The sequence below is a fragment of the Couchioplanes caeruleus genome, assembly GCF_023499255.1.
GTDB lineage: Bacteria > Actinomycetota > Actinomycetes > Mycobacteriales > Micromonosporaceae > Actinoplanes > Actinoplanes caeruleus_A.
The window spans coordinates 5165155-5182844 of sequence record NZ_CP092183.1; the positions used below are offsets into that span (position 1 = coordinate 5165155).

Consider the following 17690-nt stretch of genomic DNA (forward strand, 5'->3'; position numbering starts at 1 on the left):
GTCCTCGGCGTGCCACCCGCTACCGTGCAGGCCGGCGACCGACGGAGGACAGATGCCGGAACGAACCCGGGCGCATCACCGCCTGACCATGGCCGCGGCGGGCGTGGGCGTGCTGGCCGCGGGAACGAGCGCGGCGCTTCTCCTGCGCGGCCCCGGGCCCACACCCGACGGCGCACCGTCGCCCGCACCCCCGTCCGGAGCGGCCCCCATGTCGTCCGACGAGGCCTACCTGCGACAGGTGTGCGGGAAGGACTTCGACCCCGAGGCGGAGGCTGGCGCGTGCCTCGTCCGCACCTCGCTCCCGCCGTCGCAATTGGCGAAGATGCTCGAGGACCTGCGGCGCGACGGCGGTGCGGAGAAGCCCTAGGGTCGTTCTGGCTGACGGGTCGCGGCGGCTTCGCGACGCTTGCGGAGGATGCGGCGGACCAGGGCCGTCGCGACCGGCACGCCGAACCAGAAGTTGTACGCCCGGTCCTCCACCAGGAACACGGCCGGGATGGACAGCAGGAAGCCCAGCGCCAGCGAGCCCTGCCCGAAGTAGGCCCGGCGGAACAGGTCCGGCGGAGTCCCCGGCCGGTACAGCCCGTGCGCCTGGACCTGGCGCACCATCAGCATGAAGAACAGGCCGGCGAGCGCTTGCACCGACGCGTACAGGATGAACCGGAATGCGAAGGCCCCGTCGGCGCTGAGCACCTTCGTCGTGAACGGGGTGAGGATCTGCATGAGCAGCCAGCCGAGCGTGAGCAGGGTCAGCGGGCCGCGGGTGCGGTCGACGTGGCGGAAGACGCGGTGGTGGCCGCCCCAGTGCGCGCCGATCACGACGAAGCTGATCAGGAACGCGATGTACTCGCCGCGGGCCTCGGAGAGCTGGTCGAGGACCTGGTGGGTGGTGAGCCCTTCCGGAACGGGGAGTTCCAGCGCGAGCAAAGTGATGGCGATGGCGATGACGGCGTCGCCGAAGAACGTCAGCCGTTCGGCCGCGACGGCGTTCGGCTCCGCCTCCGCCGTCTCCTCGAGGGGTCGTGCATGATCCATGAGGGCGAAGCGTAGTGGTCAGCGCCGGTTCGCGCGGACCTCGGTGAGACGCCCGGCCAGGAACGCGCGTTCCGCGTCGTTGCCGGACAGGGCCAGGGCTTCCTCGTACGCGGATTCCGCCTCGTCCCAGCGGCCGAGCCGGCGCAGGAAGTCGGCACGGGCGGCGCTGAGGTAGCCGTACGTGGCCAGCGCCGGCTCGTCGCGCAGCGGTTCCAGCGCGGCCAGTCCCGCCGCGGGGCCGTCGCGCATGCCGATGGCCGCCGCGCGGTTGAGGTCCACGACCGGGTTGGGCCACAGGGTGCGCAGGACGTCGTACAGGCCGCAGATCTCCACCCAGTCGGTGTCCGCCCAGGTCCGGGCCTCGGCATGCACCGCGGCGATCGCCGCCTGCACGGCGTAGCGGGTGGGTGGCCGGCCGCTGAGCGCCTCGGTGAGCAGCGCGGTTCCCTCGGCGATGCGGCCGGTGTCCCAGCGGCCGCGGTCCTGATCGGCCAGCAGCACCAGGCGGCCGTCCGGGGCGGCACGGGTGTCGCGCCGGGCGTCGGTGAGCAGCAGCAGCGCGAGCAGCCCGGCCACGTCGCCGTTGCCGGGCAGCAGCCGGTGCAGCATGCGGGCCAGGCGGAGGGCTCCGTCGGTGAGGTCGCGGCGCACCAGCCGCTCCCCCACCGGCGCGGTATGGCCGGTGGTGAAGACCAGGTGCACGACGTCGAGGACCGCACCGACCCGGACGGGCAGGTCCTCGGCCGACGGCACCCGGTACGGGATCCGCGCCGCCGCGATCTTCTTCTTGGCCCGGGTGATCCGGGCCGCCATGGTGGCCTCCCGGACCAGGAAGGCGCGGGCCACCTCCGCGGTGGACAGCCCGCAGAGCAGGCGCAGCGTGAGCGCCACCTGGGCGTCGCGGGCCAGCGCCGGGTGGCAGCAGGTGAAGATCAGCCGGAGCCGGTCGTCGTCCACCGCCGGCCGCTCCTCGTCGGCGCCAGCGGTGACGGCCTCCTCGGTGACGAGCTGCGGCAGCGTACGGCGCAGCACGGTCTCGCGGCGCAGGAGGTCGAGGGCGCGGTTGCGGGCGACCGTGGTGAGCCAGGCGCCGGGCCGGTCGGGGACGCCGTCGCGCTCCCACGCCTGCAGGGCGCGGGCGTACGCGTCCTGCGCGCATTCCTCGGCGAGGTCGAGGTCGCGCGTGACGCGCACCGTCGCGGCGAGCACGGAGGCCCACTCGCGCCGGTGCGCGTCCGCGACCGCCTCGGCGATCCGGTCGGTCAATTCCGCTCCACGATCGGGCGGATCTCCACGCCGCTGTGGCTCGCGGCGACCTCGGGCAGCCGGCTCGCGAGGGCGATGGCGGCGTCGAGGTCGGGCGCCTCGATCAGGTAGTAGCCGCCGAGGACCTCTTTCGTCTCGACGAACGGCCCGTCGGTGGGCACCGGCCCACCGTCGCCGGCGCGCAGGCTGGTCGCCGTGGACGCGGGCTGCAGCTGGGCGCCGCCGAGGTTCGCCGGGCCGGCCGCGGCCACGAAAGCCCCGTGCGCGGCGCCGTGCCGTTCCCACTCGTCCGGCGTCATCGCGTCCCACTGCTTCTCGTCGCCGTAGATGAGGATCAGGTACCTGGCCATGTGTTCCGTCCGATCTCGCGGGGCCCCTGCGGCCCGTTCATCAGATCCGACGAACGGGCCCGCCGCGCATCGACACTACGGCCTGGCCGGTTTTCCGCCCCCGTACCAGCGCATCAGCGCCGCGCCCACGGACATGCCGCCGCCGAAGCCGGCGACCAGGACCAGGTCGCCGGCGGCGAGCGCGCCGGAGCGGGCGGCGGCGTCCAGGGCCACGCCGGCCGATCCGCTGCCGGTGTTGCCGTACCGGTCCAGGACCAGATGGGTACGGGCGGTGGTGAGCCCCGCCGCGTCGACGAGTTCCTGGATCATGACGCCGTTGGCCTGGTGCGGCACGAAGTGGTCGATCTGCTCGGCGGTGACCCCGGCCCGCTTGAGCAGGTCGGCGAGCACCGGCGGCACCCCGGCCATGACGAACTCGCGGACGCCGCGGCCGTTCATCCGGAAGAAATGGTCGCCGTCCGCGACGGTCTCGGCGGAGGCGGGCAGGCGGCTGCCGCCGGCCTTGACGTGGATCAGGCCGTGCCCGTCGCCGCGGGTGACCAGCTCGAGGTCGACCAGCCCGTACGGCGCCGGCACCGCGCCGACGACAGCCGCGCCGGCCCCGTCGCCGAACAGGATCGCGGTCCGGCGGTCGTCGAAGTCGAGGATGCGTGAGTACACGTCGGCGGCCACGACCAGCACGACGGCGTCCGGCTTGACCGTGATCAGGCTGTTGGCCAGGGCCAGGCCGAAGACGAACCCGGCGCAGACGACGTTGATGTCGAAGCAGGCCGCCCGGTGCGCGCCGAGTGCGTGCTGCACCAGCGAGGCGGTCGGCGGCTGCGGCGAGTCGCCGGTGGAGGTCGCGACGATGATGTAGTCGACCCGGTCGGCGGCGATCCCCGCGCTCTGCAGGGCGGCCGCGGCAGCCCTGGTGGCCAGGTCGGACGTGGCCTCGTCGGGGGCGGCGAAGCGGCGGGCCTCGATCAGCGTCTTGCGGGAGATCCACTCGGGTGTGGTGTCGGTCACCCGCTCCACGAGCGCCTCATTGGTGACCTCGTGCTCGGGCACGTACGAGCCCGTGCCGAGGATCCCGACGTGCGGTATCGACTGCATGCCCCCACTGATCGGCGCGCGGGCGCCCCGGTTGAGGAACTCGCTGCCCGTTGGGGCCGCGTCACAGGCTTTTTACGACGAGGCCTTCCTATTCTGAGCTTGATTCACAATGCTCTATCTCAACCCGGCCCGACCAAGGCCGGGACGAGAGGAGAAACGGTGCGCACCAGAGCCATCGTCACAGCGACCACGCTGGCCGCCTCGGCCGCGCTGGCCGCCCCCGCCACGCTCGCCGCGGCAGCGGAGCCGGCACCCGTCACCCCGGCCCTCGCCGCCAGCCGCGCCACGAGCGCGGTCGCCGAGCACAAGGCCGCCTTCGCCGCGGGCGCGTCGGACGCGTTCTCGCAGCGTGACGTGCTGATCGAGAAAAGCGGCGCGAGCCACGTGCACTTAAACCGCGCGTACCGCGGGCTGCCGGTCATCGGCGGCGACGTCATCGCCCACCTCACCGGCACGGGCGCGCTGAGCGCCGTGACGAAGACCCAGAAGGCCCCGCTCACGCTGTCGGCGACCCCGTCGCTGAGCGCGGCCAAGGCGGTCGGCGCGGCGACGAAGGCCCTCGGTGGCACGTCGATCGCCGGCGCCGCCCCGAGCCTGGCCGTGGACGCGCTGCCGGCGACGCCGGTGCTGGTGTGGCGCACGACGATCACCGTGCCGGACCCGGCCGGCGGGGACGGCGTCACGCACGTGCTCGTCGACGCGCACACCGGCAAGGTCGTCGACAAGTGGAGCGAGGTGCAGACCGTCGAGGGGTCGGGCACCGGCTACAACGTCGGCACGGTGCCGCTGGACACCACCAAGTCGGGCTCGACGTACCAGCTCAAGGACCCGGTCCGGGGCGGCACGTACACGACCGACATGAACAACCGGCGCATCGGCAAGGGCACCCTGTTCACCGACGCGGACAACGTCTGGGGCACCGGCACGCTCAGCAACGACCAGACGGTCGCCGTGGACGCCCAGTACAGCGTCGCCGAGACGTGGGACTACTACCTGGACACCTTCGGGCGCCAGGGCATCGCCGGCGACGGCGCGGGCAGCTACAACAAGGTCCACTACGGCAACAAGTACAACAACGCCGGATGGTCCGACAGCTGCTTCTGCATGATCTACGGCGACGGGGACGGCACCAACTTCGGCCCGTTCACGGCGCTGGACGTCGGCGGTCACGAGATGACCCACGGCGTGACCTCGCGGACCGCGGGCCTGGTCTACAGCGGCGAGTCCGGTGGCATCAACGAGTCGATGAGCGACATCTTCGGCACGCTGGTCGAGTTCTACTCGAACAACGCCAAGGACGTCGGCGACTATCTGATCGGCGAGAACATCGCGCTGGACCACACGCCGCTGCGCTGGATGGACGACCCGTCGAAGGACGGCGCCTCGGCGAAGTGCTGGAGCAGCACGGTGGGCAACCTCAACGTGCACTACTCCTCCGGCGTCGGCAACCACGCCTTCTTCCTGCTCGCCGTCGGCAGCGGGGCGCACACCGTCAACGGCGTCTCGTACAACAGCCCGACGTGCAACGGCAGCACGGTCACCGGCATCGGCAACGACAAGGCGGGCGCCATCTTCTACAAGGCGCTGACCACGTACATGACCTCGAACACCAAGTACGCGGACGCCCGTACGGCCACGCTGAACGCCGCCCGCGATCTGTACGGCGCCGGCAGCGCGGAGTACACCGCGACGGCGGCCGCCTGGTCCGCGGTCAACGTGGGCTGACACGCCCGCACGGCGGGGCCGCGCGCCATGGTGCGCGGCCCCGCACCGCGCAGAGATAATCATGACTGTGACCAACTGGGAGTACGCACGCCTCGAGTACCGTGCCGCGGGCACGTTCGGCGCCGACCGTTTCATGGACTGGACGGCCACCTTCTACCACCCGGGTGGCGTCCTGCGCTGGGGCACCGACGAGCGCTTCGACGACCTGAAGCACCTCAACCGGGCGGGCTCGGCCGGGTGGCAGGCGTACGACCGGGCCGCGATCCACGTCGTGAACGAGCCGCACCGGCTGCACGGCGTCACGTACTCGATGCGCCGCCCGATCCCGTAGGCCCGGCCGCCCCGGCGCGAACGTGCTGGGCGACGAAGAGGCCCGCCCGGTCCAGCGCCCGGTCGGCCTCGACGAGCGTGCCGGCGAAAGCCTGGAACACGTGCGGCACGCCGGCGGTGACGTCGAGGATCACGTCGACCTCGGCGGCCCGGGCCCGCTCGGCGATCCGGGTCGAGTCATCGAGCAGCAGCTCGTTGGTGCCCACCTGGAGCAGCATCGGCGGGAAGCCGGTGAGGTCGGCGCAGACCGCCGGGCTGAGCAGCTCCTGCCGCGGGTCCTGCCCGGCCAGGTACATCGCGCCGGTGCGCTCGAGTCCCTCGCCGGTCAGCAGCGGGTCGGCGGCCGCCCTGCTCCGCATGCTCGCGCCGGAGCGGGTGGCGTCGAGGCCCGGCGAGAAGGCCACCAGCGCGGCGGGCATCGGCAGGCCGGCGCGGCGCGCGGCGAGGCAGGTCGTCACGGTGAGGCCACCGCCGGCGGAATCCCCGGCGAGGACGACGGTCGTGGGGTCCGCGCCGCCGTCCAGCAGGGCCCGGTACGCAGCGACGGCGTCCTCGACCGCGGCCGGGAACGGATGCTCGGGCGCGAGCCGGTAGTCCAGCGAGTACGCCCGCAGGCCGGTACGCACCACCAGGTTGGCGGTCAGCGACAGCGCGGTCCGGGGCGAGCCGAAGACGAACGACCCGCCGTGGAAGTAGAGGATCGTGCCCGCGCGCGGGCCGCCGTCCGGCTCGACCACCAGCGCGGGCCGGCCGCCCAGCGTTTCGGGCCCGGTCCGCACGCCGCGGGGCACGATCATGCCCGCCATCAGCGCTTCGAAGCCGGCCCTGATCTCCTCGACCGGCCGCGGGCCCGAGGGCGCCGGCCGGCGCAGCAGCGCGTCGATGCGCGCGCGTTGTGCCATGCTCATGGGCTAGAGTATATGCCGTGGAATACACATCCTCCGACGGCCTGCTCGGCTTCTTCGACGACCTCGTGCGGTGCGAGACAAGGCTCTACAACGCGCTCAACGACCGGCTCCGCGAGCGGCACGGCATCGTGACGTCCCAGTACGAGTTCCTCCGGCACCTGCGCGACCACCCGCGGTCGCGGGTCGGCGACCTGGCGGGCCGGTTCGCCATCGGCGTCGGTGCCACCAGCAAGGGCGTCGACCGGCTCGAGAGCCGGGGCTGGGTCACCCGCGAGCCGAACCCCGCCGATCGCCGCTCGTCGGTGCTGGTTCTGACGGACGACGGCCGGCACCTGGCGGACCGGGCGGAGCAGACGGTCGCCGACGGCCTGCGCGAGCTCGTCGCGGTCCACCTCGGCGCGTCCGCGGTCACGGCCGCCGCGCGGTCGCTCGCGCGGCTGCGGGCGGCGCTGGAGGCCGATCAGATCGGCACGCCTGCGGGCTGAGGGCGATGCACGGATCCGCACCGGCAGCAGAGGCGGGCTTGAGCCCCGCTTGAACCGGGCCGCCGATCACATCGTCCGGCGACGCGTCACACAAGGGAGATGAGCATGTCGACGGCAGCAGCACAGGATGCCTCCCCGGTCTACGGCCTGCACCGGCCCCGGCTGACCGATGCGCGGGGCAGCCTGCACCGCACCCTGGAGGACCCCGCGCCGGTCTGGGACCAGGTGCTCGCCGGCGCCGGGCTGACCGGCACGGAGACCGGAACCGATGCCCTCCTGACGCTGGCGCACGTCATGATGGCGCGCGGCGGCGTGGTGGAGCAGTGCGGCCGAGCGCTGGACATCCGGATGCGCGCCTTCCTCGGCCTCGAGGAGGTCCGCGCCCTCATCGCCGCGGCTCGCGTCTGAGCTCGTCAGCCCGGAATGTGGCCTGCGCCTCAGCCGGTGACCGCCGTCTGCCGATCTTCACACTGTCGGAGGTGTCGGAGCCCGCTTGCGCGGGTGAGCAGGAGGAGCATCGGTGCGCCGTCCCCGGTTCACGATCAAGCTGCGGGTCATGGCATGCATGGTGGCGGTCCTGGCCGTGTCCATGCTGCTCGTCGTCGCCTACATCACCCGGCGCACGTCCGCGGACGCCCGCGCGTCGGGGTTCGCGCACGCCGAGGAGGTCGCCGGGCGCAACGGCGAGCAGGTCAAGGAGCAGATCACCGCCGGCCTCGGCACCGCCCGGGACCTGGCGCAGGTGCTGAGCGCCGCATCGGCACACGGCGCCGACCGGGAGCTGGTCACCGCCGAGCTGAGGAATGTGCTCGCCGCGCATCCCGACTACCTGGCCACCTGGACCGCGTGGGAGCCCAACGCCTTCGACCGCCGGGACACCGCGTTCCGCAACGCCGGCCCGGGCCACGACGCTACCGGGCGGCTGGTGCCGTACGTGTTCCGCGACGGCGACAAGATCACGCTGAGCCCGCTGACCGACTACGACAAGCCCGGCGCGGGCGACTACTACCTTGTTCCCCGCACCAGCGGCCGGGAGAAGGTGATCGAGCCGTACCACTACACCGTCGGCGGCAAGGACGTGCTCATGACCTCGCTGACCGTGCCGATCACCCGCGACGGCGCGGTGGTCGGGGTGGCCGGCATCGACGTGGCGCTCACCAGCCTGCAGGACCTGGTCGCCGGCATCCGGCCGTTCGGGACGGGGCACGCCGCATTGATCAGCACAGCGGGCGCGCTGGTCGGCGGCGGGAGCAGCGAGCAGGCCGGCAAGCCGGCACCCGGTGGGCTGACGGGACCCGCCTCCGCCGCGGCGCGGTCGGGCAAGGTCGAGCGGCACACCCTCGGCACCCCGGACGGCGAGACGCTCCAGATCGCCGCGCCGGTCCGGCTCTCCGCCGTCGACACCTGGACGCTGATCGTGTCCGTGCCGACCAGCACGATCCTCGCGCAGGCCACGAAGACGCGGCGGATCAGCACGCTGCTCGCGATCGCGGCCGTGTTGCTGGCCGCGCTGGCCGCCTGGCTCGTGGCCCGGACCATCGTGCGGCCCATCGAACGGCTCCGCGACCGGATGACCGAGATCGCCGAGGGCGACGGGGACCTCACGCAGCGGGTCCAGGCCCGGCACGACGACGAGGCGGGCGACCTCGCCACGGCGTTCAACAAGTTCGTCGACAAGGTCGCCACCACGGTCCGCGGCATCGCGGGCTCGGCGGTGTCGCTGGCCGCGGCTGCCGAGGAGCTGTCGGCGGTGAGCAGCCAGCTGCAGGCCGGTGCCGCCGAGGCGTCGGCACGCGCCGGGACCGCGTCCGCGGCCAGCGAGCAGGTCAACGCCGGTGTGCAGACGATCGCCGCCGGGGCCGAGCAGATGAGCGCCTCGATCCAGGAGATCTCGTCCAACGCCACCCAGGCGGCGCAGGTCGCCGGCCAGGCCGTGGCGGTGGCCGGGAGCACCAACGAGCAGGTCGCCGAGCTGGGTACGGCGAGCGCCGAGATCGGCGACGTGGTCCGGCTCATCACGTCGATCGCCGAACAGACCAACCTGCTGGCGCTCAACGCCACCATCGAGGCCGCACGGGCCGGCGAGCTCGGCAAGGGCTTCGCCGTGGTGGCCGGCGAGGTCAAGGACCTGGCGCAGCAGACCGCCGGCGCCACGGCGGAGATCACGGCCCGGATCACCGCGATCCAGACCTCCAGCGGCTCGGCCGCCGACGCCATCGCGGAGATCTCCACCGTCATCACGCGGATCGGCGACTACACCACCACGATCGCGTCCGCGGTCGAGGAACAGACCGCGACCACGGCCGAGATGACCCGTACGGTCACCGAGGCGGCCACCAGCAGCGGCGAGGTCGCCCGTACGGTCTCCGGCGTGGCCGAGGTGGCATCCGCGACCGCCGACGGGGCCCGGGCCACCCAGCAGGCCGCGTCGGACCTGTCGCAGCTGGCCGGGCAGCTCACCACACTCGTCGGCACGTTCCGGTACTGACGGAGGCTTCGTCCCGCCGTCCCTCAGACGTAGTCCTCCAGCAGCGCCGGGGTCAGGCCGGCCTTGTGGATCGCGCGCAGGGCGGCCAGGAAGTCGTCGACGAACGCCTCGCGGAAGTGCATGAGGATGATGTCGCCCGGCTGGACGCGGTGCCCCTCCTGGTAACGCACCTTGCCCTTGTGGACGGTCTCCTTCCACATGAACGCCGCCTTCATGCCGCAGTCGTGGGACGCGGTGAGCGTGGTGGCGTCCTTGTTGCCGAAGGGTGGCCGGAAGAGCACCGGGCGGCGGCCGTACCACTGGGCGAGGCGGTCCGCGGAGCCGCAGATCTGGTGCTTCTGCACGGCGTACGGCTTGCCGCGCAGGTTCGGGTGGCTGATCGTGTGCGCCTCGACCACCGCACCCGCCTCGATCATCGGCTTGAAGAAGCCCGGGTCGTCCTTGACGGCGTCGGTGGTGAGGAAGAGCGTCACCGGCACGTGCGCCGCGGCGATGAGCTTCGGCGCCTCGGGGTGCTTCACGAATCCGTCGTCGATGGTGATGAAGGCGACCTTCTGCGTCGTCGGGATGCGCAGCAGGTACGGCACCTTCCCGCCGGCCACCGGGGCGATCTTCTGCGCGGGCGGCGCGGGCGGGAACACGGGGATGTCGGAGTCACGCCAGCCGTCGTGCTGCCGGTCGGGTTTCGCGCCGGGCGTGGTCGCGGAGACGGAGGGGCTGGGCGCCGGCGCCCACGACGGCACCGACGCGCCGGCGTGGTCGCGCGCCCCGCCGGCCGAGCAGCCGGCCAGGGTCAGCGCCGCCGCGACCGCGGTGAGCCTGCGCCCATCCAACCACCCCGCCGCCACCCGCATACGGACTGAAGGCAAGATCGACATGGTCCGACATCGTCGTCCTCCGGATGTCACGCCACGGTGAAGTGCCTCTCGGCGCGCGGCTCACGACGCAGCGTCATGGGGGTACCCGGCCGTGGCCGCGTACCCCCATGTCCGGTGGGTCAGCTGCTGAACACCTGGAACTCGGCGGCGACCGCGTTGTTCGCGGCGGCCGAGCCGGTGGCGCAGTCGCTGACGCTGCGCGGGTCGTTCTCCTGCTCACCGGCGTAGAGCGGGTTGCCGGTGCACTGGTTGGTGAGCACGCGCAGCTTCACGTGGGTGGCCAGGGTCGGCCGTACCGCGAACGACTTGAGCACCAGGTTGGGCACCTTGGGCCGGAACTGGCCGGTGTCGAAGGCGTTGGCCGGGCTGGTGAATGCCACCCGGTACCCGGCGTCGCTCGCGCAGTCCGCGCCCGCGGCCGCGTTGCAGGTCAGGATCTCGAACTGGCGGACCGTGCTGTACATCGTGCTGGTCGCTGCGCCGGCGCCCGGGAAGGCACTGAGCTGCACCCGGGAGACCAGTTTCGCCGCGTCGGTGGGCAGGTCCACGGTGACCTGCCGGCCGGCCGCGCCGCCGGTGGCGGTCCACGCGGTGCCCTCGGCCTCGTCGGTGAGCCGGCCGAGGTTGGTGCCGTCACCGCTGATCGTCGCGCCGGCCGCGGCCGAGGCGAGGTTCGTGGGCATGACCACGCCGACCTGGGCGGTGACCCCCGGGTAGATGGTCTGGGTGAACCGCTTGTGGCCGAAGCCCGCGCCGATGGCGAGGAACCGGTACGTCCCCGGCGCGAGCGTCACGGTGGCGGGCAGGTCGGTGGCCGGGTCGGTGTCGGCGATCGGTACGGAGCCGAAGTCATAGTCGCCGACGTACAGCCGCACCGGCTTGCCGGCAGCCTCGCCGAGCGCCTTGAAGGTGACCTCGGAGTTCTCCACGTACGGCGACGCGAAGCTGGGCACCGGGTCGGCGTCGGACGGGCCGCTGGAGGCGCCGGCGCCCATGCCGCGGGCGGCGAACGCGTTCCACAGCAGATCGGCGTTCGCGCCGTCGAAGCGCAGCGCGTCCGCGGTGATCATGTTGTCGCGCATGTCCAGCATGCTGATCTGACCGGTGGCGGCCAGCAGGTACGAGTCGAACACCAGCTGGATCCAGCGCCGGTTGCCCGGGCACTCGGTCACCGGCGTCGTGCCCGCCGCACAGCTCTCCTGCTGCGCGCGGGTGCCCGAGCCGTACTTGGCGACGAAGGCCCGGCGCACGTCGAAGTTCGTCGCGCTCCAGATCTCGCCGTCGGAGTGCACGGCCGAGCCGCGGTCGTACCCGTAGTTGGAGTAGTTGAGCGGGCTGTTGCTCATGTCGTAGTTGCGGATGCCGGTCGCGAGGTCGCCGGTGACGTAGCCGCCGGTGACGTACGGCGTGTTGCCCCGCGGGGTGTAGCCGCTCTCGAACAGGTACTCCATCGCCGTGAGGTCGGACCAGCTCTCCCCCATCGCGCCGCCCTGCGTCGAGCTGATGCCCGCGTCGGGACCGGCGATCATGCGGTTGCTGATCGCGTGGGTGTACTCGTGCCCGATGACCGTCATGTCGAAGTCGCCGTCGACGCACGGCGGGTACGCGGCCCCCGCGAACGGCTGCCACATGTACATGTTCGTGGTGGCCTGCATGCCGTCCGGCGGGGTCGCCTGGTTGGCGTTGTTGCGCGTGGTGGCCGTCGCCGCGCCCTGCTGGGCGTTGCCGCGCTCGGCGTCGCCGCCCTTGCCGTACGGCAGGGTGTTCGCCTTCTGCAGGTTCCACGTCGCCTCGGTGAAGCCCAGCCCGTACGACCAGTCGTGCATGCGGTTGTGCATCGCGAACAGGTTGGCGGTGGCGGCGTCCACGTCGGCCTGCTGCGGCGAGCTCAGCGTGGCGGGGTCGCACTTGCTGGTGTTCCACTGGTTCGTGAACGGGTAGACGTACTCGCGGTCGGTGCGGGTGGCCGCGGGCGTCGCCGGGCTGCCGTCGCCCCACAGGCGTACGGACTCGGCGGAGTTGCCGGTCGTGGTGAACGTCGGGGTCCCCGTGGCGGCGTCCACGTCCCACGCCTTGCCGGTGGCCGGGTCGAGCACCTGCCGGGCGCAGCCGGTGGCGGCGGTGGCGCACCACAGCTGGCGGGTGTCGGCGCCGTTGGCCGGCGGAGTGGCCGGGAAGACCTTCCAGTGCGGGTCGTCCTCGGCGAAGTTCACGAGGCTCTCGCGCATCAGCACCGAGCCGTCGACCGCGTCGACGTACGTCGTGTAGGCCAGCGGGTGGTCGGCGCTCTTGCTCATCACGACGACCTCGTAGGCCGCGCGCGGGTCGGCACCGGGCATCGGCACGGCGACCAGCCGGACGCGGGAGTCGGCCAGCTCGGACCGGGCGATCCTCGCGTCGGTCAGGGCGGCGTCGAGCGCGTCGGCCGCCTTGAGGCGCGCGGCTGCGGGCTTGGCCGTGCGCGGGCTCAGCGAGGACGTGACGCGCAGGACGTCGCCGCCCTTCACGGCGACCGCGACGAGGCCGTCGTGCGCGGCGGGCAGGCCGCCGTACCGCTGGCGCAGCAGCACGACCGTGCCGTTGCCGACCCTGGTCTGTGCGACGGTGTCGAGCTCGTCGACGGCGGCGGAGCGCAGCGAGAAGAGGCCGGCGCTGTTCCTGAGGTAGCGGCGCGCGACGGTCTCCGGGCTGCCGGCGAGCCCGGCCGCGAGGCGGCCCTTCGCGGGCGTGACCGAGGCCGGCGTGCCGAGCCTGTTCCAGCGGGTGACGAGGTTGTCGTCGCGCACGAGCGACCGCTGGCCGGCAGTGGGAGCTGCACTGCCGCCGCGGTTGTCGACGAACTCGTAGGCGTGGTCGAGATCGTCGCCGGTGAGCGGCGTGGCCGCGGCCGGCGAGGGGTCGGCCGGTGCGGCGTTCGCGCCGATGGGCGCGGTGGCGATGATCGTGGTGGCGGCGATGATTCCGGCGACGGCGGACCGTCTGCGTATGCGCACGCATGCCTCCTGCAGGTCGTCCCAGGGATCTCCCGGACGCCCGAGACACTACGGGAAGATCGACATGCGTGGATACCCTCCGCGGACGTCTCGACTCTGTCCGTGACCGCGGCTAAGTTGGCGGCTAGGGGGTCGCCGATGACGTCGCTGGATGAGCTCGCGGCCGGGCTGCGCACGGCGCTGGGCGCGGACCGGGTGGTGTCCGACCGGGTCGAGCTGCGGACGTACGAGTGCGACGGCCTCGCCCACTACAAGGTCACGCCGGGGCTGGTGGTGCTGCCCCGCGACGCCGCCGAGTGTGCCCGTACGGTCGCGGGCTGCGTCGCCGCCGGCGTGCCGTTCGTCGCCCGCGGCTCCGGCACCGGGCTGTCCGGCGGCGCCCTGCCGCACGCCGACGGCGTGCTGATCGTGACGGCGAAGATGCGCGACATCCTCGAGGTGGCGCCCGCCGACGAGCGGGCCGTCGTGCAGCCGGGCGTCATCAACCTGCAGGTCAGCCGGGCCGCTGCGGCGCACGGCTACTACTACGCCCCGGACCCGTCGAGCCAGCAGATCTGCTCGATCGGTGGCAACGTGGCCGAGAATTCCGGCGGCGCGCACTGCCTCAAATACGGCTTCACCACCAACCACGTGCTCGGCGCCGAGATCGTCACGCCGGACGGCGACCTGGTGGAGCTCGGCGGCCGGGCCCCGGACACCCCGGGCTACGACCTGCTCGGCGCGTTCGTCGGCTCCGAGGGCACGCTGGGCATCGCCACCCGGGTGACCGTACGCCTGACCCGCCTGCCGGAGTCGGTGCGCACGCTGCTCGCCGCCTTCGCGACCACCGACGCGGCCGGCGCGGCGACCTCCGCGATCATCGCGGCCGGCGTGGTGCCGGCGGCGGTCGAGATGATGGACGCGCTCGCGATCGAGGCGGCCGAGGCGGCCGTGGCGTGCGGCTATCCGCCGGGCGCCGGTGCGGTGCTGATCGTCGAGCTGGACGGCCCGGCCGCCGAGGTCGCCGCCCAGTTCGCGCAGGTCACCGCGTTGTGCGAGGCCAACGGCGCGACCGAGCTGCGGATCGCCGCGGACGACGCCGAGCGGGCGCTGTTCTGGAAGGGCCGCAAGTCGGCGTTCGCCGCGGTCGGGCGGATCAGCCCCGACTACATCGTGCAGGACGGCGTGATCCCGCGGACCGCGCTGCCCGAGGTGCTGCACCGCATCGGCGAGGTCGCGAGCGCCCACGGCGTACGGGTGGCCAACGTCTTCCACGCCGGCGACGGCAACCTGCACCCGCTGGTGCTGTTCGACGCCGCCACCGACGGCGAGGCCGAGCGCGCGGAGGAGGTCTCCGGCGCGATCATCGACCTCTGCATCGAGTACGGCGGGTCGATCACCGGGGAGCACGGCGTGGGCACCGACAAGGCCAAGTACATGCCGAGGATGTTCACCGACGACGACCTGGTGACGATGCAGCTGCTGCGCTGCGCGTTCGACCCGGCCGGGCTCGCCAACCCGGGCAAGATCTTCCCGACGCCCCGGCTGTGCGGCGAGGTGCCCCGGCGGCACAGCGCGGCCGACGCGCCCGCGGCGGCGGAGATCTTCTGATGCGCTGGCAGCCGGCGGGCACCGACGACCACGTGGCCGGGGTGCCCGCACGCTTCGTCGCCGCCCCGGCGAGCACCGAGGAGGCGTCGGAGGTGCTGCGGGCCGCCGCGGCCGAGGACCTCGCCGTCGTGGTGCGCGGCGGCGGCACGAAGCTCGGCTGGGGACCGCCGCCCCGGCGGCTCGATCTGATCGTGGACACCCACCGGCTCACCGGCGTCGTCGAGCACGCCGCCGGTGACCTCATCACCGTGCTGCGCGCCGGCACGCGGCTGTCCGATCTGGACTTCGGCTCCCAGCAGCTCGCGCTGGACAGCCCGCTGCCCGGCGCGACCGTCGGCGGCAGCGTCGCCGTGAACGTCAGCGGTCCGCGCCGGATGCTCTACGGCACCGCCCGCGACCTGCTCATCGGCATCACGGTGGTGCGGCCGGGCGGGACGGTCGCGCACTCCGGTGGCAAGGTCGTCAAGAACGTCGCGGGGTACGACCTGGGCAAGCTCTTCACCGGCTCGTACGGCACCCTCGGCCTGATCACCGAGTGCGCGTTCCGCCTGCACCCGGTGCCCCCGGCGCGGGCGGTGGTCACCCGTACGGTCCCGACTGCCGGGGTCGGTGCCCTGCTGGCGGCGGTCCGCGACGAACAGATCGTGCCGTCCGCAGTGGAGGTGGACCGCCCGCCGGAGGGCGAGGTCACGGTAGCCGTGCTGGTCGAAGGCACGGCGGAGGGCGTGCGCGACCGCGCGGCCCGGCTCGAGAAGGTCCTCGGCGGGCAGAGCGGCGACCTCCCGTCCTGGTGGGGCGCGTACCCGTGGCAGCCCGGCGGCACCGGCCTGAAGCTGACCGCCGCGCTGTCGAAGGTCCCGGACCTGGTCGAGGCCGCCGGGGAGACCGGCATCCGCGGCTCGGCGGGCACCGGCGTGCTGTACGCGCCGGTCACCGGGGACGTCCCCCGCATCGTCGAACGGCTGCGCGCCGAGGCGGTCCGGGCCGGGGGGCACGCCGTCGTGCTGACCGCGCCGGCCGAGGTGGGGCAGGCCGTCGACATGTGGGGGCCGGTGCCGGGTCTCGACCTCATGCGCCGCGTGAAGGACCAGTTCGACCCGGGCCACCACTTCGCGCCGGGACGCTTCGTGGGAGGCATCTGATGGTCGACAGCACTTGGGGTACGCAGGACGGCCCGCGCGACGTGCTGGGGCCGGTGGCCGGTGAGCCCGCGTTCGACGACCACCGGCCGCCGCGCTCGGACATCGTCGACGACTGCGTGCACTGCGGCTTCTGCCTGACCACGTGCCCGACGTACGCACTGTGGGGCGAGGAGATGGACTCACCGCGCGGGCGGATCTACCTGATGAAGGAGGGCCTGGACGGCGAGCCGATGACCGCGTCGATGGTCCGCCACTACGACCGCTGCCTGGGCTGCATGGCGTGTGTGACCGCGTGCCCGTCGGGGGTCCGCTACGACCGGCTCATCGAGGACACCCGTGCGCAGGTCGAGCGGCGGTTCGACCGTACGCCCGCGCAGCGCGCCCTGCGTGCGGCGATCTTCTCGCTGTTCCCGTACCCGCGGCGGTTGCGGCTGCTGCGCGGGCCGCTGCGGGCGTACCAGGCGACGGGCCTGCAGCGCCTGGTCGCCCGGACCGGACTGCTGGAACGGCTCGGCCCGACCCTGGCCACCCTGGAGTCGCTGGCGCCGCGGCTGGGCCGGGTTCCCCCTCCCCCGCGCCTCATCCCGGCGCGCGGCACGCGCCGCGCGGTGGTCGGCGTGCTGACCGGCTGCGTGCAGGGCGCGTTCTTCCCGGATGTGAACTCGGCGACGATCCGGATCCTGGCCGCGGAGGGCTGCGACGTCGTCGTCCCCCGCGGGCAGGGCTGCTGCGGCGCGCTGAGCGTCCACAACGGACGTGAGCAGGAGGCGCAACGCTTCGCCCGGCGGATCATCGACACGTTCGCCCGCGCCGGCGTGGACCATGTCGTGGTCAACGCGGCGGGCTGCGGCTCGTCGATGAAGGAGTACGCCGACCTGCTGCGCGACGACCCGCGGTACGCCGGGCCGGCCGCCGGGTTCGCCGCGAAGGTGCGGGACCTGTCGGAGATCCTGGTCGAGCTGGGGCCGGTCGCGCCACGGCACCCGCTGCCGCTGACGGTCGCGTACCACGACGCGTGCCACCTCGGGCACGCCCAGGGCGTACGCGCGCAGCCCCGCGCCCTGCTGCGGGGAATTCCCGGGCTGACCGTCAAGGAGATCGCCGACCCGGAGATCTGCTGCGGCTCGGCGGGCATCTGGAACGTGCTGAACCCGGAGCCCGCGGCGGAGCTCGGCGACCGCAAGGCCCGCAACGTCCTGGCCACCGGCGCGGAGCTGCTGGTGACGGCCAACCCGGGCTGCCTGATGCAGGTGGCCGCCTCGGTACGCCGCCTCGGCGGCGAGATCGCCCTCGCGCACACCGCGAAGGTGCTGGACGCCTCGATCCGCGGCCTGGAGCCCCGGGCGTTGCTGCCGGACTGAACCGCCCACGGCGGCGGCGGGGCAGCTCGCCGCCGCCGTGAAGG

Annotated in this window: 16 protein-coding genes; 9 read left to right on the forward strand and 7 right to left on the reverse strand. The window is 73.1% G+C overall.

The genetic code is table 11. The annotated features are described in order from the left end of the window. The first annotated feature begins 52 nt into the window (after positions 1 to 52). The gene (locus COUCH_RS23970; RefSeq protein WP_249607438.1) at positions 53 to 367 is read left to right on the forward strand and encodes a hypothetical protein; all 315 of its coding nucleotides are present in this window, start codon (positions 53 to 55) and stop codon (positions 365 to 367) included. On the opposite strand, the gene COUCH_RS23975 is transcribed toward COUCH_RS23970, so the two are convergent. The 4 genes from COUCH_RS23975 to COUCH_RS23990 all read right to left on the reverse strand — a co-directional run bounded on the left by COUCH_RS23975 (position 364) and on the right by COUCH_RS23990 (position 3746). Beyond that, complete coding sequence (locus tag COUCH_RS23975) at positions 364 to 1035, reverse strand: TMEM175 family protein (RefSeq protein WP_249607439.1); 672 nt, start codon at positions 1033 to 1035, stop codon at positions 364 to 366. The two genes, COUCH_RS23970 and COUCH_RS23975, sit on opposite strands and share 4 nt — an antisense overlap. An 18-nt stretch (positions 1036 to 1053) precedes the next feature. Next, entirely contained in the window at positions 1054 to 2244 is a 1191-nt protein-coding gene (locus COUCH_RS23980) for an RNA polymerase sigma factor (RefSeq protein WP_249613795.1), read from the reverse strand. A gap of 53 nt (positions 2245 to 2297) precedes the next feature. Continuing rightward, positions 2298 to 2651 (reverse strand): YciI family protein, encoded by a 354-nt coding sequence (locus COUCH_RS23985; RefSeq protein WP_249607440.1) that lies wholly within the window; start codon positions 2649 to 2651, stop codon positions 2298 to 2300. Positions 2652 to 2726: 75 nt separating this feature from the next. Further along, positions 2727 to 3746: a 3-oxoacyl-ACP synthase III family protein gene (locus COUCH_RS23990; RefSeq protein ID WP_249607441.1), complete on the reverse strand. Its 1020-nt coding sequence runs from the start codon at positions 3744 to 3746 to the stop codon at positions 2727 to 2729. Between the two features lie 159 nt (positions 3747 to 3905). Between COUCH_RS23990 and COUCH_RS23995 the strand changes: the two genes are divergently transcribed. After that, positions 3906 to 5471: a M4 family metallopeptidase gene (locus tag COUCH_RS23995; protein WP_249607442.1), complete on the forward strand. Its 1566-nt coding sequence runs from the start codon at positions 3906 to 3908 to the stop codon at positions 5469 to 5471. 61 nt (positions 5472 to 5532) lie between these two features. Further along, positions 5533 to 5802: a hypothetical protein gene (locus COUCH_RS24000; protein WP_233413624.1), complete on the forward strand. Its 270-nt coding sequence runs from the start codon at positions 5533 to 5535 to the stop codon at positions 5800 to 5802. Here the strand turns inward: COUCH_RS24000 and COUCH_RS24005 are convergent. Beyond that, positions 5771 to 6709 carry an alpha/beta hydrolase gene (locus tag COUCH_RS24005; protein WP_249607443.1) on the reverse strand — a complete coding sequence of 313 codons (939 nt, stop codon included), beginning with the start codon at positions 6707 to 6709 and terminating at the stop codon, positions 5771 to 5773. The two genes, COUCH_RS24000 and COUCH_RS24005, sit on opposite strands and share 32 nt — an antisense overlap. 17 nt (positions 6710 to 6726) lie before the next feature. Here COUCH_RS24005 and COUCH_RS24010 point away from each other — a divergent pair, with 17 nt between their 5' ends. The 3 genes from COUCH_RS24010 to COUCH_RS24020 all read left to right on the forward strand — a co-directional run bounded on the left by COUCH_RS24010 (position 6727) and on the right by COUCH_RS24020 (position 9682). Further along, positions 6727 to 7194: a MarR family winged helix-turn-helix transcriptional regulator gene (locus tag COUCH_RS24010; RefSeq protein WP_249607444.1), complete on the forward strand. Its 468-nt coding sequence runs from the start codon at positions 6727 to 6729 to the stop codon at positions 7192 to 7194. A 105-nt stretch (positions 7195 to 7299) separates the two neighbouring features. Then, entirely contained in the window at positions 7300 to 7602 is a 303-nt protein-coding gene (locus tag COUCH_RS24015; protein ID WP_249607445.1) for a hypothetical protein, read from the forward strand. Between the two features lie 112 nt (positions 7603 to 7714). After that, the gene (locus COUCH_RS24020) at positions 7715 to 9682 is read left to right on the forward strand and encodes a methyl-accepting chemotaxis protein (RefSeq protein WP_249607446.1); all 1968 of its coding nucleotides are present in this window, start codon (positions 7715 to 7717) and stop codon (positions 9680 to 9682) included. Between the two features lie 23 nt (positions 9683 to 9705). Here COUCH_RS24020 and COUCH_RS24025 read toward each other — a convergent pair whose 3' ends face one another. Continuing rightward, on the reverse strand, positions 9706 to 10560 hold the full coding sequence (locus COUCH_RS24025) for a polysaccharide deacetylase family protein (RefSeq protein ID WP_430640816.1): 855 nt from the start codon (positions 10558 to 10560) through the stop codon (positions 9706 to 9708). A 119-nt stretch (positions 10561 to 10679) separates the two neighbouring features. Further along, positions 10680 to 13553: a M36 family metallopeptidase gene (locus COUCH_RS24030; protein WP_249607448.1), complete on the reverse strand. Its 2874-nt coding sequence runs from the start codon at positions 13551 to 13553 to the stop codon at positions 10680 to 10682. 138 nt (positions 13554 to 13691) lie between these two features. Between COUCH_RS24030 and COUCH_RS24035 the strand changes: the two genes are divergently transcribed. Genes COUCH_RS24035 through COUCH_RS24045 form a run of 3 tightly spaced genes read left to right on the forward strand, consistent with a single transcriptional unit; the run spans position 13692 to position 17646 of the window. Further along, positions 13692 to 15143 (forward strand): FAD-linked oxidase C-terminal domain-containing protein, encoded by a 1452-nt coding sequence (locus tag COUCH_RS24035; protein ID WP_249607449.1) that lies wholly within the window; start codon positions 13692 to 13694, stop codon positions 15141 to 15143. Next, entirely contained in the window at positions 15143 to 16285 is a 1143-nt protein-coding gene (locus COUCH_RS24040) for an FAD-binding oxidoreductase (RefSeq protein WP_249607450.1), read from the forward strand. The genes COUCH_RS24035 and COUCH_RS24040 overlap by 1 nt, the downstream gene beginning before the upstream one ends. Then, a complete protein-coding gene (locus COUCH_RS24045) occupies positions 16285 to 17646 on the forward strand; it encodes a (Fe-S)-binding protein (protein ID WP_249607451.1) in 1362 nt (453 codons plus the stop codon). Before COUCH_RS24040 ends, COUCH_RS24045 begins: the two co-directional genes overlap by 1 nt. The last annotated feature ends 44 nt before the right edge of the window (positions 17647 to 17690 follow it).

Excerpts from the sequence above, each read along its gene's own strand:
- COUCH_RS23970 (WP_249607438.1), top strand. The coding sequence starts at position 53 with ATGCCGGAACGAACCCGGGCGCATCACCGCCTGACCATGGCCGCGGCG.
- COUCH_RS23975 (WP_249607439.1), bottom strand. The coding sequence starts at position 1,035 with ATGGATCATGCACGACCCCTCGAGGAGACGGCGGAGGCGGAGCCGAAC.
- COUCH_RS23985 (WP_249607440.1), bottom strand. The coding sequence starts at position 2,651 with ATGGCCAGGTACCTGATCCTCATCTACGGCGACGAGAAGCAGTGGGAC.
- COUCH_RS23990 (WP_249607441.1), bottom strand. The coding sequence starts at position 3,746 with ATGCAGTCGATACCGCACGTCGGGATCCTCGGCACGGGCTCGTACGTG.
- COUCH_RS24000 (WP_233413624.1), top strand. The coding sequence starts at position 5,533 with ATGACTGTGACCAACTGGGAGTACGCACGCCTCGAGTACCGTGCCGCG.
- COUCH_RS24005 (WP_249607443.1), bottom strand. The coding sequence starts at position 6,709 with ATGAGCATGGCACAACGCGCGCGCATCGACGCGCTGCTGCGCCGGCCG.
- COUCH_RS24015 (WP_249607445.1), top strand. The coding sequence starts at position 7,300 with ATGTCGACGGCAGCAGCACAGGATGCCTCCCCGGTCTACGGCCTGCAC.
- COUCH_RS24025 (WP_430640816.1), bottom strand. The coding sequence starts at position 10,560 with ATGTCGATCTTGCCTTCAGTCCGTATGCGGGTGGCGGCGGGGTGGTTG.
- COUCH_RS24035 (WP_249607449.1), top strand. The coding sequence starts at position 13,692 with ATGACGTCGCTGGATGAGCTCGCGGCCGGGCTGCGCACGGCGCTGGGC.
- COUCH_RS24040 (WP_249607450.1), top strand. The coding sequence starts at position 15,143 with ATGCGCTGGCAGCCGGCGGGCACCGACGACCACGTGGCCGGGGTGCCC.
- COUCH_RS24045 (WP_249607451.1), top strand. The coding sequence starts at position 16,285 with ATGGTCGACAGCACTTGGGGTACGCAGGACGGCCCGCGCGACGTGCTG.